Source organism: Gloeocapsa sp. PCC 7428 (genome assembly GCF_000317555.1).
In the GTDB taxonomy this organism is placed as follows: Bacteria; Cyanobacteriota; Cyanobacteriia; order Cyanobacteriales; family Chroococcidiopsidaceae; genus Chroogloeocystis.
Genome location: NC_019745.1, coordinates 5,286,605 through 5,299,693 on the forward strand (window position 1 = coordinate 5,286,605; position 13,089 = coordinate 5,299,693).

14 protein-coding genes and 1 tRNA gene are annotated in these 13,089 nt (G+C 40.1%); 10 read left to right on the forward strand and 5 right to left on the reverse strand.

The genetic code is table 11. The features are described from left to right. Positions 1-102: 102 nt before the first annotated feature. Positions 103-465, reverse strand: a complete 363-nt coding sequence (gene uraH, locus GLO7428_RS23225) for a hydroxyisourate hydrolase (RefSeq protein WP_015191034.1) — start codon at positions 463-465, stop codon at positions 103-105. A gap of 2,216 nt (positions 466-2,681) precedes the next feature. On the opposite strand from uraH, the gene GLO7428_RS23230 reads away from it, so the two are divergent. From GLO7428_RS23230 to GLO7428_RS23255, 6 genes are all read left to right on the forward strand, one after another. Beyond that, the gene (locus GLO7428_RS23230; RefSeq protein ID WP_015191035.1) at positions 2,682-3,233 is read left to right on the forward strand and encodes a dTDP-4-dehydrorhamnose 3,5-epimerase family protein; all 552 of its coding nucleotides are present in this window, start codon (positions 2,682-2,684) and stop codon (positions 3,231-3,233) included. Next, on the forward strand, positions 3,230-3,430 hold the full coding sequence (locus GLO7428_RS23235; RefSeq protein ID WP_015191036.1) for a hypothetical protein: 201 nt from the start codon (positions 3,230-3,232) through the stop codon (positions 3,428-3,430). The genes GLO7428_RS23230 and GLO7428_RS23235 overlap by 4 nt, the downstream gene beginning before the upstream one ends. Before the next feature lie 49 nt (positions 3,431-3,479). Then, the gene (locus GLO7428_RS23240; RefSeq protein ID WP_041918743.1) at positions 3,480-3,659 is read left to right on the forward strand and encodes a hypothetical protein; all 180 of its coding nucleotides are present in this window, start codon (positions 3,480-3,482) and stop codon (positions 3,657-3,659) included. Between the two features lie 270 nt (positions 3,660-3,929). Beyond that, entirely contained in the window at positions 3,930-4,235 is a 306-nt protein-coding gene (locus tag GLO7428_RS23245) for an RNA-binding protein (protein ID WP_015191037.1), read from the forward strand. A 235-nt stretch (positions 4,236-4,470) separates the two neighbouring features. Continuing rightward, positions 4,471-5,112: a microcompartments protein gene (locus GLO7428_RS23250; RefSeq protein WP_015191038.1), complete on the forward strand. Its 642-nt coding sequence runs from the start codon at positions 4,471-4,473 to the stop codon at positions 5,110-5,112. A 55-nt stretch (positions 5,113-5,167) separates the two neighbouring features. Then, positions 5,168-5,983 (forward strand): pentapeptide repeat-containing protein, encoded by an 816-nt coding sequence (locus GLO7428_RS23255; protein WP_015191039.1) that lies wholly within the window; start codon positions 5,168-5,170, stop codon positions 5,981-5,983. A 91-nt stretch (positions 5,984-6,074) separates the two neighbouring features. Here the strand turns inward: GLO7428_RS23255 and GLO7428_RS23260 are convergent. Together GLO7428_RS23260 and GLO7428_RS23265 are read right to left on the reverse strand one after the other, a co-directional pair. Next, a tRNA-Ala gene (locus tag GLO7428_RS23260) sits at positions 6,075-6,147 on the reverse strand. Positions 6,148-6,295: 148 nt separating this feature from the next. Further along, on the reverse strand, positions 6,296-7,918 hold the full coding sequence (locus tag GLO7428_RS23265) for an NAD(P)/FAD-dependent oxidoreductase (protein WP_015191040.1): 1,623 nt from the start codon (positions 7,916-7,918) through the stop codon (positions 6,296-6,298). A 214-nt stretch (positions 7,919-8,132) separates the two neighbouring features. Here GLO7428_RS23265 and GLO7428_RS28070 point away from each other — a divergent pair, with 214 nt between their 5' ends. Both GLO7428_RS28070 and GLO7428_RS23270 read left to right on the forward strand, forming a co-directional pair. Further along, positions 8,133-8,348 carry a hypothetical protein gene (locus tag GLO7428_RS28070; protein WP_155823851.1) on the forward strand — a complete coding sequence of 72 codons (216 nt, stop codon included), beginning with the start codon at positions 8,133-8,135 and terminating at the stop codon, positions 8,346-8,348. 92 nt (positions 8,349-8,440) lie between these two features. Continuing rightward, on the forward strand, positions 8,441-8,722 hold the full coding sequence (locus tag GLO7428_RS23270) for a hypothetical protein (protein WP_155823854.1): 282 nt from the start codon (positions 8,441-8,443) through the stop codon (positions 8,720-8,722). 106 nt (positions 8,723-8,828) lie between these two features. Here GLO7428_RS23270 and GLO7428_RS23275 read toward each other — a convergent pair whose 3' ends face one another. Together GLO7428_RS23275 and GLO7428_RS23280 are read right to left on the reverse strand one after the other, a co-directional pair. Continuing rightward, on the reverse strand, positions 8,829-9,545 hold the full coding sequence (locus tag GLO7428_RS23275; RefSeq protein WP_015191041.1) for an HAD family phosphatase: 717 nt from the start codon (positions 9,543-9,545) through the stop codon (positions 8,829-8,831). Between the two features lie 15 nt (positions 9,546-9,560). Next, on the reverse strand, positions 9,561-10,427 hold the full coding sequence (locus tag GLO7428_RS23280) for a methyltransferase domain-containing protein (RefSeq protein ID WP_015191042.1): 867 nt from the start codon (positions 10,425-10,427) through the stop codon (positions 9,561-9,563). Between the two features lie 340 nt (positions 10,428-10,767). On the opposite strand from GLO7428_RS23280, the gene GLO7428_RS23285 reads away from it, so the two are divergent. Together GLO7428_RS23285 and GLO7428_RS23290 are read left to right on the forward strand one after the other, a co-directional pair. After that, complete coding sequence (locus tag GLO7428_RS23285) at positions 10,768-11,547, forward strand: DUF3891 family protein (protein ID WP_015191043.1); 780 nt, start codon at positions 10,768-10,770, stop codon at positions 11,545-11,547. A 248-nt stretch (positions 11,548-11,795) separates the two neighbouring features. After that, the gene (locus tag GLO7428_RS23290; protein WP_015191044.1) at positions 11,796-13,028 is read left to right on the forward strand and encodes a hypothetical protein; all 1,233 of its coding nucleotides are present in this window, start codon (positions 11,796-11,798) and stop codon (positions 13,026-13,028) included. Positions 13,029-13,089: the final 61 nt, after the last annotated feature.

Here is a 13,089-nt window from a genome sequence, read left to right on the forward strand (position 1 = left end):
ATCGCACAAGTGCCTGTTAAAAGCGCTAACTGAAGGTATAAGCCAACCGATTGATAATTAATATTTTTATTTTGACCAGTAATAGATACTTACTTCGTAATATTAGCTACCGCGATAGGTACTGTATGACCAAGGAGACACTAATAAAGGAACGTGATAATGTGCTGTAGTGTCAGCAATACCAAATTGCAGCGGGATACGATTAAGAAAAGGCGGATTAGGCAAATTATCTAACTTTTGTGCAAAATAATCATGCACGACGAAAACTAATTCATACACACCAACTTTGAGTTCTTCATCAAATAGCAAAGGTGCATCAGTGCGACCGTCATTGTTTGTCGTGATAGTTTTCAGTAGTGTTTTTTGTCCAGATTGAGCATCTATCAGCCATAGCTCAACGACCATATTAATAGCCGGACAACCGTGCGCTGTATCTAGAACGTGCGTAGTTAGTTTACCTGCCATAGTTTTGAAGCTAACCGTACTTTTTAGCCAGTGTTGCTGAATTTAAGTTTAATACAGAAACAAAGATGCAGTACGCGATACATTTTGCGAGTTATGGAGGCAGAATTACGGAGGTAGAAGGCAGATTTATTTTTTGCTTGTGAGTACTAGGGACTTGTATTCCTTTTTGGCAGAGGGAAGAATCTTGTTTTCAATATAAAAGCCCTCTACCTCTCTTTTATTACAAGGCGATCGCAGCTAATACTCTATTCCTGCATAAATCCATATCGACAAGTTTTCACGCTTAATAGCACAATGATGTTTGAAGTAGTACTGGGAATTGAAGTATTACCCTAGCGCGCTCTGTTTTATGTAAAAAACGCAATTACTAAGTTTCATGCCAAAACGTTTAATCATCAAAGGCTACCTAAGCTTGGCAGAATAAGAAAGACGCTATCATCAAGCGCACAATCCTGGCAAACTAACGCGCTATCAAACCATCTAGTTAATAGTACAAGGTAAGCTGATAAAAGATGTTGTGCAGTCGTTTGCTATACTCCTGATTCAATTCGGCGCGTTACCTGCTAATATAATCAACACAGACTCTTAATAATAATATTTATATCTTCTGTAAAAGTATGTATAAAAAGTAGCTTGGTAATAAGACAGAAGGAGAGAAGCTTGACAACTTTCTAGAACAAAGTCTGTTGTCTCATTCTGAATGAAAGCTAATTGTTTATGCAGATATCATTAAGAGTCAATTTTAGCAATACCGTAATAATTCTATAGAAAAACTGGATCGCAGCGTTAAGTACATACAAAGTCCGGTTAATAATTAATAATCAACTTTCCACTCCATTTGCAAGTAAAACAAATAAGTAAAGCGATAAACGGTTACAGGTATACCCTATTACAGCAGCAACAGCTTCGCTTTGCTAGTAGCAAAATTACTTGATATTGACGACTTTCAATAACATTCATGGCTTGACGACAGCAACGTTCTATCTCTTCTAGTTGGAGATGTGACGCAATTATTAAACGTTTCGACCTAGTAAAGGTCGTTTTACTCTGCTTTTGTTATAAAACATTATGTGGACTGAATAGATCCTAAACTTATCTGTATCGACAACTTTTTATCTTTTAAATAGTATACAAACAATAACTTTTGTTGAAATGCAATCTTTAAGAGTACTACTAACGCAGAAGTTATCTGTTTATAAACATACTGACTTCTGATAAATCATGGATATATTACGAGATAAAAAACATTTATAGCATTTTTAAAAAAGTAGTTTTCCTCGGAAAAAATAGTCATAAGAGATTACAATTTTATAATTTAAACATCCAAAAATAGCTTTCTTTTGAATCTTGCAGGCTACCTCTCATGTTTTTAACAGGATTTATAGTTGGGTTTATTACTGCTTTTATTAGCTCATTCCTGCTTTCTGTATTTATTATGAGTTTATTGAGATTCACTTCTCAAATACCTAAAGAATCAAAACGTAATCTATACTTCTGGGAAAATACATCAAAGGAGAATAAATAATGTATGGCATTTAATTATTTTTCCTTTTCAAAACCCGACATCAGCAATAGATCAATGAATGGATTATAGATATGAAAAAAGAAAAGGTTTTGATGTTATATTTATCAAGCAAGAAGAGCAGTGTTATCCACGCTGAAACTTATGGCTAACTAAGAAGTTAGAAAGCTTTGTTGTGAGGGTAGCTGAGCATCTTTCAAATTGTGATAGTCGTGGCGCTTCTCCTCAAGCATGTTTTGGTATCATTTTAAACAACATAGCTTGGTTGGCATAGAAAAAATCAAGGTGGTGAGGATAGTACCCCCTGGCGTTAGTTAGTTCATGTACTCAATATTTATCAGGCGATCGCTTGTACAGTCGAACAACCGCGTGATTCACAATCAAATCTTTAAAGTTGGAGACACCACTAATACTTATCGAAGTAAAGACGATTGCCAAGATTCTCTCTGAATATTGGTTGAATTTTGGGAGTAATGGGGCAAATAACGAAGTTATCGCGTTGCTTTGGGAAAATTCATGAGTTCCTACGCGAATTTTAATGTGAATTGAGTGTGCTACATAGCGCGCAGAAACTATTTATATTTACTCAAACTATCCGTAGAAACTTTGTGTTTTGAGGATACACGCGCTTAAAACAGCTGCAATATCTCATTCACACTCAGCAAATCGAGCGAGATTTCTTCTGGAGACAGTGATGAAATTTACAAAAACGAAACTCAAAAATACATTTATTATTGACTTAGAGCAGCAGCAAGACAATCGAGGTTTTTTTGCTCAAACCTTCTGTGCGCGCGAATTTGCAGCGCATGGTCTTAAACCAGTTGTTGCACAATGTAATTTAGCTTTCAACTATAAAAAAGGAACGCTGCGAGGAATGCACTATCAAGTTGCCCCAGTCCGCGTAGCACAGTTAGTTCGCTGTACTCAAGGCGCAATTTACAACATTATCATCGATATGCGTCCTGATTCTCCAACTTTTCTTAAACACATTGGTGTAGAACTAACCGCTGAAAATCATCGGGCTTTGTACATACCAGCAATGTGCGCGCACGGCTATCAAACGCTTGTTGATAATACTGGGGTAGTGTATCAGGTGAGTGGGTTTTATTCTTCACACTATGAGCGCGGTCTGCGCTATGATGACCCAACATTTAATATTGTTTGGCCGCTTCCTGTTAGTGAAATTTCACAAAAAGATTTGGCTTGGTGTTTATTTCAATCTTTTCTGCTAGAAGTTGAATCGTGATTGTTGTCGATAATGCACTGTCAGTGCGTGCTGTGGCTAGCAGTCTTGTCAAAGTTGATATAAAAGTTCCTAGTCCTCATAGTCGCTTTATGCTTAGCTCTGAATGCGATTTGACACATACCATTCGCCACTCGCAGCAGTTAATCAATGAGGAACTTACACAAATTCAGCTTGGTTTGGTGGAAGCGAACTCGTAGAAAATGATATTTTTGGCGATCGCGGCGCGGTTGCTATTGTGACATTGAAGTGACACGCACGAGTATTAGTCCTAAACTTAGTGCTATCAGCGCCGATTATCCAGTTCACGGCATTGGCGATCCCTATATCAGTGGTCTTTCTCATCCAACACGCACGATTAGTGGTGTGAGCGACTCGGCTTGCTCGCTACAAGAAGCGATACCGTTTTGCTATCCAGCCATTCGCTAAAAGTGTCATTATTTTTGCAGCGCGATCGCCCAGTGTTAAAACACTCAATAACTATATAAAAATAGTGTCGTGTTTAAGTATTTTTTAATAATGCATTTTTGCGATACGTGCAGTAAAAAAATAAAAGTCATATGCTAATATAGAAAAGTATAAGAGTGCAGTTCGGTTGCAGCGTTTGTTTTTAGAATTGATGGGCTTTTTCCTTTTAGTTTTGACAGGCTTCTCTCCGAAATCTAGAACTCTACAACTTTCTGATTTAGGAGACAATGTATGTCAGTTTATGTAGGTAACTTATCCTACGAGGTTACACAAGAAGACCTCAGCGCAGTTTTTGCAGAATATGGTTCTGTAAAACGCGTTCAATTACCCACTGACCGTGAAACTGGTCGGGTACGTGGCTTCGGCTTCGTAGAAATGGATACAGAGGCAGAGGAAGACTTAGCGATTGATGCGCTTGACGGCGCAGAATGGATGGGACGAACCTTGCGAGTCAACAAGGCGAAACCCAGAGAAAATCGCACTTCATTTAGTGGTGGTGGTAATCGTCGAAATGGTAATTACTCGGCTCGCTACTAAACACGCGAGACTAGTGCGTTAGCGTAAGTGCGATCGCCCTCACGAACTAATATGATGTAAGAGGCTTAGGCAAATTGCTTGAGCCTTTTTTTGTATCAATGACGCATATCGTGTAAGTATCTAACTGTATCAAGCTAGCGTTAGGCGTGAGCAAATGCACTTCAGATTTCAGAAGCACAAAGTGTAAACTCAGATGTTGCACTTGCAAAATTCTAAGATGACGGAGATTTAAACCTTGGGTATAGAATTACGCAGTTATGTATTTCTAGACAGGTTGCAGCCTCAGCACGCAGCTTATATGGGGACAGTAGCGTTAGGTTTCTTACCTTTGCCAGGCGATGCTTCACTGTGGATTGAAATCTCACCAGGTATAGAAATTAACCGAATTATGGACATTGCCCTAAAATCAACTTCTGTACGCCCAGGAGTGCAAGTTGTCGAACGCCTCTACGGACTTCTGGAAGTTCATTCAAGTAACCAAGGCGATACGCGGACTGCGGGTAAGGCAATTTTAGAGACATTAGGTGTCCGCGAGCGCGAACGTCTCAAACCATACGTTATTTCCAGCCAAATTATCCGCAATATTGACGCGCATCATACACAATTAATCAATCGCACGCGTAGAGGACAAATGATTTTAGCAGGACAAACGCTTTATGTGATGGAAGTTCAGCCAGCGGCTTATGCTGCTTTAGCCGCGAATGAAGCCGAGAAAGCAGCTTTAATTAACATTTTAGAAATTCAGGCAGTTGGCAGCTTTGGACGCCTCTATTTAGGTGGAGAAGAACGAGACATTTTAGCAGGTTCGAGTGCTGCATTAGCAGCAATTGAAAACGTTGTGGGACGTGAAAACCCTGCAATGGGGCGTAGGGAATAGTGTAGTCATAAGTTAAAGTTGAAAATTGGTGCTGCTTGATTGAAGGAGATTTTGGATGGCGAATATGGAGCATCTTGCATTACTACAGCAGGGTGCAGTAAAGTGGCTTGAGTGGAGGAAGAAAAACATCCAAATTAAACCAGATCTGAGCGAAGCTGATTTGAGTGAAGCCAACTTTAGAGGTGCTCATTTAGTTGCAGTTAACCTCCGCAGGGCAGACCTCAGCAAAACGAAACTCATTGCAGCTAACCTTACTCAAGCTAATTTAAGTGCAGCTAATTTAAACAAATCTGAACTCATTGACGCTAATCTTCAACAAGTCGAACTTGTCGATGCTCAGTTAAGGGAAGCGCAACTTGCAGGAGCAGATTTAAGTTACGCTAATCTGATTGGAGCCGACCTCAAAGGCGCAGACGTAAGACGAGTTGACTTGAGTCACGCTAACTTAATTGCAACTGAGCTACGCAAAGCTAACCTAAGAGAGGCAGACCTCAGTGCAGCGGACTTAAGACGAGCGAATTTCAGTTATGCTAACTTGATGGCAGCTAATTTGAATCATGCAAACTTGAGTCATGCCAACCTTCACGAAGCTGAGCTAATTGGCGCTCATTTGTATATGGCTGAGCTTGTGCAAGTAAATCTCAGTGAAGCGCATCTCACTGGTGCTTATCTTTTCGGTGCCAACCTCAGTGGAGCAAATCTTTTCAAGGCTGACTTCCGGTGGACGAATCTCAGTAAAGCTAATTTTACGGGCGCTGACCTAAGCCAAGCTAATTTTACGGGCGCGAACTTAAGTAAGGCTAATTTTACGGGCGCTATGCTTAACGAAGTTGACTTTACAGGAGCTAACTTGAGCAAAGCGAACTTTTAAGATGTAATTATGCGTAATAGTGACATTGGTATAGATTCGGCGATGATGGCAAGCTGCGATCGCCTAGAGGAAACTTAATACAAGGAAAGTATGGAGAATAGGGAACTCGAATCCCTGACCTCTGCGGTGCGATCGCAGCGCTCTACCAGCTGAGCTAATTCCCCTAATGCTTCACTATTTTAGCATCTCATAACACCGCTGTTTTCATCGCTATGCGCACATATGTAGTATATCTAGGTCATGCACCGTCAGGATCGTGATTACACTATGCAGAAAAAATACACTGTGAAAACAAAAAGAAAATAGTGACTCTCACATAAACCTTGCTTTTTTTGCTCTGAGACACATTCCCAGCACAACTTCAGCCGCAAGGCGACCTGTCTGAGCCGCGCCATTCATATATCCATAGAACTCGTCGCTTAAATGCTCACCAGCAAAAACCAAATTCCCGACGTTGACATCTTGGCGCTCTTCTGGGTTGTCCGATTCGATATAGAAAAAATCTGCAAAGTCTGTTAGTTGTCCTGGCTTAAAACTAGTGTAAGAGCCTTTAGTAAAAGGGTCTTGAGTCCATTGAGTACGCAAAAATCTTTCATTTGCAACTCTCTTGACACTTGGGATAATATTCTCAAATTGGTTTGCAAACTTCTTGCCTTGTGACTTAGTACTACCAGATTGTAGCGTCGTAACTTCGTTACCACCAAAGTAGAAAGTCAGCGCTCCATTTTTTCTGTCTACTTGTCGCTGCGTTTCATCCCACGCAGCGGAGAATCCGAGATCTGTCCAGGCTTCCTTAATAAACCCTTTTTCTCGACGCCACACTTTCTTGTTGAATCCAGCGTATAGCTTTTCATTCGCACCAAGATCGACTTCGTTAATAAAACGCCGCAACTGCTTTGGCAAGTCTACTCGAATTTTAACGTCACGCAGAACAGTAAAAGGAATCGCAATAATGACATAATCTGCATCAACTTCATAATTACCAGAAAAGGTCAAGTGAAAGCCCCTCCCCCGTGACTCAATCTGCATCAAACGCATACCAGAGAAAATTTGTCCTGATAGCGCCTGCGCTAAACTGTCGATTATCCTACCGCTACCACCCTCAACAACAAAAGTTTCATCAGAATTCCCCAATATTTCTACTTTGTTTCCATCGACTGTAGGAAGGTTGAATAGTAGTTGCAGTGCTGAAGACTTGTCAGGTTCGACACCGTACTCGGTGCGAATTGTATTTTCAACCAGTACTCGAATAAACTGCTCTGAAATCTTATCAGCGTGTTTGTCTAGATACTTAGCAACGGATATGCGATCGAATTTTGGTGCAAACTGCTCGTAGTCTTCATCTAGCAAGTCAGCATCGCGAGAAATTTGCCGCGCGAGTGGACGCAATTTAGTTGCAACTTCGGCTTCAGAACGCAGCCTACCATTAAAATAATAACCTGTTTCGGGAAAGGGGAATCGCTGTGCATCTTCAGTGCGATTGAAGAGACTTAGACCAAATTCTTTGACTAACTCTAATATATCTACATGATCTGTATTGATAAAGTGAGCACCTAGATCAATCACTAGACCTTCACCCACAACACCCGTAACTGACAGTACGCGTCCTCCTAAGCGCTGTCTAGCTTCATAAACAGAAGCTGTTAAACCAGCCTTTTTTAACTGGTATGCAGCATTTAATCCAGCAATTCCACCTCCAATAATCGCAATTTTAGGGTTTTGGCGATCGCGGCTCCAAGCTTTCTCTGAATGAGGTAACGCGTTGGTTGCAAGTGCGCTTCCTGAAGCCAGCGCTACTAATTTGAGCAATCGTCTTCGCGTCCATGAAACTCGCTGTTTTGTTAATGGTGGAGATTTGCCTTCAGCTTTGAGGTTCTCCCGTTGCGCCTGCTGTAGAATTCGGATGAATTGGCGAAACTGCGGTGTACGCGCCATAATATCTCCTTAATGCTTAAAATTGGGAAAAGCCAATCTGATAATGTAGTTTTATTAAGCACTGCACCCACGTAATACCGTTTCACTTTGAGGTTGATTCAAATAGAAAGCCTCATGAATGTAGGAGAAGTTATTTGTAACTCTCTTTGAGTGAAATAGTACTATAACTGTCGAGGTAAGATTATCATTTAGTCGAATTCATAAGCATTATTTCATGCTTCCACCAACACTGATATATCTTAGTAGATGGTCAGTTAATTTTTATTTGGCAATTGCGCTAGCGTCTCAATCGCTTGATTCCTGGTATAGTAGACTGGCGCGGTTTATCCCAAAGCCTGCTTCTGCTGGCGATCGCTTAGCGCTCATCGCTGAATATTCTAGACAATTGCTAGTACAAACGTCTAAATTCAATGTAATAATTACCCAATAAACTGAAAGTAATAGTAACTAAAATGAATCTTTAAAAACTAATCAGAGAGAAAGATGATGCTAAGTGAATCTCAATTGGTTACTTGTTTATTTATGATTACAATATTACTTTTTATTCCTGCAAGGATAGAGGCACAAACGCATCAAATTCACGAAAATAGCTTAGCAGAAACAATATTAAACCCTTCTGAGCCAAATATTATTTTGCCTGAAATAAAGCCCGATCTCCGCACGCCAGTACTACCAGCAAATTTATTTAAACCTGTTCAACAACTACCATCTTGGCAATTGCATCAGGATTGGATGCTACCACAACCACCAAGAATTATCTATACATATCCACCAAGACGAGACTTAGGTAGTAGTAATCATTAGCTCTTAATTCAGTTAAAAATTTATATATTTAGTAATAAGTGTTTGGTGCGATCGCTATCGACAACCTCTAATTCATAAATTTCTGAATATTTTCGTCTATCACCATCTAAGCTACATATTGATTTCGATGCGTATAAACTTGTTGTACGTACTCTAAGTCTAAATCAGACAAGTAATCTACTGCCCAGTTAGCTTGGCGTTGTAGCATATGAAATGGATAAGTATTTGCAACTCCAACTACAGGAATTTTGGCGCGTTTGGCTGCGGTAATTCCGGCTGGAGTATCTTCAATCGCAAGGCATTCTGCTGGTTGTAAGTTTAAGCTAGGTTCGATCTCGTTCAGTCTTTCTACGGCGAGAAGATAACCATCAGGTTCAGGTTTACTCGTGGTGATATCATCACCAGCGACGATCGCACAAAAGTATTCAGCTAAACCAAGGCGCTGTAACACGAGTTCGACTTCCGAACGTAATGCACCACTCACCACTGCTAATTTAAGATTGCGCGATCGCACTTGAAAAATTAAATCCTCTAAACCTGGGTAAGTCGGTAACTTCTCAAGTTTTGCTAATTCTTGTTGATATGCTTCGGCTTTGCGTTTAATAATTTGCGTCAAATAGTCTTCACTCACAACTCGACCGCGACGCTGCAACAATTCGCGGATACACGCGCGATCGCTGCGTCCCAAACAAACTTGGCGGAACTCTCCTGACTTGGGACGCAGATTTTCGGCAATTAAAACTTGGTCAATTAGTTGCTGGTGAATTGGTTCATCGTTAATTATTACGCCATTGAAATCAAACAAAACTGCTTTTAATGTCATACGTTACTGCCTCAATTAAGCCGGAGAAGGTATCCAACCTTCAAGTGGAATGACTTCCTCGGTAGACTCGCCAACTCCTGAATTGTGTATTAACGGCTTCACCCCACGAGTGACTTGATGAATCAACCATAAATCTGTTGTCTGCACAGCCGCGAACCCTGCTGCAACCATACTTGCATCAACACTTTCTGCTGCAAAGTCACGGATGTACGGTTCTTCAAATACGTTATTTAGCCAGTCAAGTTGGCGTAGCGTTTTTTGATTGCCGTCTAAAATTAATACTTCACCACCAACGCTCAGTAAACGAAAACTTTCTTGCAAAATAGATTGAGCAACTGCGGGCGGTGTTTCGTGAAATAATAAAGAAGCCGTCACCACATCAAAACTAGCATCAGGAAAACCTGTATGCTCTGCATTACCATGACGCCATTGGATATCTAGATGAGCAGCTTGTGCCTTACGTTCCGCCATCACTAGCATATACGGCGACAAATCTAAACCAATCACCTCAGCCGCAGGAAACGCCTGTTTGAGCATTAATGTTGTTGATCCTGTACCGCAGCCTAAATCAAGAATTCGACGGGGCTGACTTTGAATTGTCTCAATTAATTCTTGCCGTACGAGTGTTTCATTAGGTAATAACACGTACTGTGTAATTGGATCGTACGATACTGCCGCACCAGGATTGAGATACCCTTGCTTAATACCGTGAAAGTTTTGACTGCTGTAGTATAAAGGTGTTTCTACATCCGCCTGCTGGAATCTTGTCGCTTCTTGCTGCCAATCAATACTCTCGTAAAGTTGCTGTAGTTCTTTTTCATTGATAAAGAAACGCACAACAGGTGCGAGAAAACGTTCCCAAATGGTATCTTGACTCGACATAGGAGTTGCTCTAAGTAGGCGTGGATGGCGATCGCTTCAAGGTTAATCCCTTTGCTTTACAAATTGTAATATATCTGCAAAGAATTGGGAGTATTTTGCTGTATTTTTTGTACTCATCAAAGTATGAGTCTGAAGTTTTAACAGTAAGAAATCATCGGTTAAATTGTTGAACGCATCCATAAAAATAATATTATCTTTCCTTTGAGGGATGCTATCAGTTTATGAGTCTCTCAGTTGATAAAGTTAATAGCAATACTAAGTTAAATTAAAATAGAAAATTACAAATATTCTAATTATTTAGTTAGACAATAAGTTTATTATTAACTCCTTGGAGCGTATCATGCTACATCGCCAGGAATCAGCCGGACTTGTTGTCATCACTCAACCTACACATTCTTGGGTCGCGGGTTGCATAGCAAGAGTATGGGGAAATGAACAATTCGGCTTATTTGCGCCTAGAGAAGAAGTTTGTCTTGGTGCTGAACAGCATGATATCGGCTGGGTAGTGTGGGAAACTGCACCCACGTTAAATGCTAAAACAGGCTACCCATACAACTTTATGGAATTACCAACAGCAACACATACAAACATTTGGTCAGGTGCAAAACACCTAGCGTTACCGTTTGGAAGATATGCAACACTCCTCGTCTCACTTCATGGTACAGGATTATTTGAGCGCTTCCGTCGTTGGCAAGAGTCTCCTGAATCTTCTCGGTTAGTCAAAGCCTACTTAGACCAAGAATATACTTTTCAAGAACAGTTAATCGCTAATTTAGAGAATGATTCGTATTATGCAGCGTATGCTACTCCAGAAATTATTCAACATAATCGTTCTCTAGTAGCTGCCTGGGATACACTTTCGTTAGCGTTGTGTATGGGGCTAGATGAATCAAGGCAATTTCATCACATTCCTACAGCGTTAGGTGAAATTACACTAACTTTAACTCCTGTAGGCAATGACATCATAAAAGTCTCTCCTTGGGTGTTTCATCAAGATAAAGTAACACTTGTTTATGAAGGGCGGCTGCTGCAAGACAAATTTACAGATGAAATCTTAATGCGTCAGGCATTAAATAATGCAAAATGGGTAAGTATTTCTAATACATTAATTCCAGGTTGATCGTCTGAGTAGACTTGATCGCTTGTATGGTCTATAAACATATTACTCAGTTGGCTAATAGCAAGAGTAAAGAATAATACTCGAATAGAAACGCTATATAAACAATACGTTTAAAGAATAATAGCTCTAATTTTTATTTAGGGTGAAATACTTACTGATTTAGCAATTGCTATTTTCAGTAATTTCTCAGTAGTATTCACCATGATAGATGAGCTAAAACATAATATCAGTTGAAGGTATTTAGTATAATGAATTACAAAATGGTAGATAATTGCAATATAGCAAAACTCAAACTCTTTATAGCTAGCGGCTTAGCATTCTTTTTTGTTGCTGCCCTACCGCAAAAAATACTAGCTGAAAACAGTATAAATACAGAAAAAATAGCAGACATCGAAGCAGGCGATCGCTTACAACTAATACAAAATAAAAGTTTTCCCAACAACTGGAGATTACAAAACTTTCAAACTTATAAATTCGAGACAGGGACAGCAAATTTTACAAATCAGATTATTCATAAAAACGTATCGACGACACTAGACACAAACAAATTAGCAAATTTTAATTACAACGATGTAAATGAACATAAGCAGGATACACTTAACAGCAACTCTCAACAAATAGAATTTTCTCAGAATGCAGCAGATTTATTAGCAGAAAGTAGTTTGGAAAAGCAGCTATTAGTAAGTGAAGTTGATTTAGAAACACTCTGTCGTACCTTTCCACTGAATTCACGTTGTGTTAATTATCAATCAACGGTCGAACACCAAAGTCAACAACAGCTACCGCAATCAGAAAGGGAAAGCTTGGAAACACGCCTATTAGAAAGATTAGCGCTTGCACCAGAAAATCCTACACGCAGCGGTTTTGCTCTTGCGGCTAAAGCGAGTAATTTAGGCGTTGGTGTTGAAGGAATTGGGGCGATTTCGCCTAATTTTAATGGCAGAATAGGATTCAATTACTTAGGATTTAGTGGTGAATTTATACAAAATGATATTGAGTACGACGGTGATGTGCAACTATTAAACGCGACTGGAATGCTTGATTGGTTTCCTTCAAGTAGCAGTGGTTTTCGGATTACTGGCGGCTTAGTATATCAAAATAATCGAGTGGATGCGATCGCGCGCTCGACTGAGATACTAGAAGTTGGGGGTTTTGAATTTCCGCTAGCAGATGCTGGTCAACTCGAAGGTTCGCTAACATTTCCTAATACCATAGCGCCTTATATCGGCATTGGCTACGGTAATCCGGTGAGACAGGGTAGCGCTTTTAGCTTTAATATCGATTTAGGCGTTTTATTCGCAGGTTCGCCGCAAGCTGATTTGCAAGCCACAGGTCCTGGTGTAGATATTGTCACAGAAATTCCAGTATTGAATAACTTGTTAGAAGAGGCGATCGCACAAGAAGAACAGCAAATAGAAGATAACGTAAGCTGGCTTGGCGTATATCCAGTGGTTTCGATTGGAGTTTCCTACCAGTTTTGATAACGCACGACCAGCTTGTAAAGAAGAAAGTCTAACGAAAGTTAGAAGATAACTTCCATAT